At 56.0% G+C, this 1623-nt stretch carries 1 rRNA gene; it reads right to left on the reverse strand.

The window, feature by feature from the left end:
• Positions 1-69: 69 nt before the first annotated feature.
• Positions 70-1594, reverse strand: a 16S ribosomal RNA gene (locus tag HMPREF3053_RS04085).
• Positions 1595-1623: the final 29 nt, after the last annotated feature.

Below are 1623 nucleotides of genomic sequence, written 5' to 3' on the forward strand. Positions count from 1 at the left end.
AAAAACAAAAAATAGCCACACGCCACCAACACGATGACACATGACACAAAGAAAAAATAATCTCCTTAGAAAGGAGGTGATCCAGCCGCACCTTCCGGTACGGCTACCTTGTTACGACTTCGTCCCAATCGCCAATCCCACCTTCGACAGCTCCCCCACAAAAAATGTGTTAGGCCACTGGCTTCGGGTGTTACCGACTTTCATGACGTGACGGGCGGTGTGTACAAGGCCCGGGAACGTATTCACCGCAGCGTTGCTGATCTGCGATTACTAGCGACTCCGACTTCACGGGGTCGAGTTGCAGACCCCGATCCGAACTGAGACCGGCTTTGCGGGATTAGCTCGCCCTCACGGACTGGCAACCCACTGTACCGACCATTGTAGCATGTGTGAAGCCCTGGACATAAGGGGCATGATGATTTGACGTCATCCCCACCTTCCTCCGAGTTAACCCCGGCAGTTTCTTACGAGTCCCCACCACAACGTGCTGGCAACATAAGACAAGGGTTGCGCTCGTTGCGGGACTTAACCCAACATCTCACGACACGAGCTGACGACAACCATGCACCACCTGTATACAAGCCACAAGGGAAACACCATCTCTGGCGCGATCCTGTATATGTCAAGCCCAGGTAAGGTTCTTCGCGTTGCATCGAATTAATCCACATGCTCCGCCGCTTGTGCGGGCCCCCGTCAATTCCTTTGAGTTTTAGCCTTGCGGCCGTACTCCCCAGGCGGGGCGCTTAATGCGTTAGCTACGGCACGGATCCCGTGGAAGGAAACCCACACCTAGCGCCCACCGTTTACGGCATGGACTACCAGGGTATCTAATCCTGTTCGCTCCCCATGCTTTCGCTCCTCAGCGTCAGTTACTGCCCAGAGACCCGCCTTCGCCACCGGTGTTCCTCCTGATATCTGCGCATTTCACCGCTACACCAGGAATTCCAGTCTCCCCTACAGTACTCAAGTTATGCCCGTATCGCCTGCACGCCCGGAGTTAAGCCCCGGAATTTCACAGACGACGCGACAAACCACCTACGAGCTCTTTACGCCCAGTAATTCCGGACAACGCTCGCACCCTACGTATTACCGCGGCTGCTGGCACGTAGTTAGCCGGTGCTTCTTCTCCATCTACCGTCAGAAACCCTTCGTCGATGGTGAAAGGAGTTTACAACCCGAAGGCCGTCATCCCCCACGCGGCGTCGCTGCATCAGGCTTCCGCCCATTGTGCAATATTCCCCACTGCTGCCTCCCGTAGGAGTCTGGGCCGTGTCTCAGTCCCAATGTGGCCGTCCACCCTCTCAGGCCGGCTACCCGTCGCCGCCTTGGTAGGCCATTACCCCACCAACAAGCTGATAGGCCGCGGGCCCATCCCACACCGAAAAAACTTTCCACCACACCCTCACGGTGCGGTCCTATCCGGTATTAGACCCAGTTTCCCAGGCTTATCCCGAAGTGCAGGGCAGGTCACCCACGTGTTACTCACCCGTTCGCCACTCGTGTACCCCAGCAAGCTGGAGCCTTACCGTTCGACTTGCATGTGTTAAGCACGCCGCCAGCGTTCGTCCTGAGCCAGGATCAAACCCTCCATCAAAAACCCTTCAAATCAGAAGAATCAAAAAA

Origin of the sequence: Corynebacterium sp. HMSC064E07 (genome assembly GCF_001815745.1) — a bacterium.
GTDB lineage: Bacteria > Actinomycetota > Actinomycetes > Mycobacteriales > Mycobacteriaceae > Corynebacterium > Corynebacterium jeikeium_D.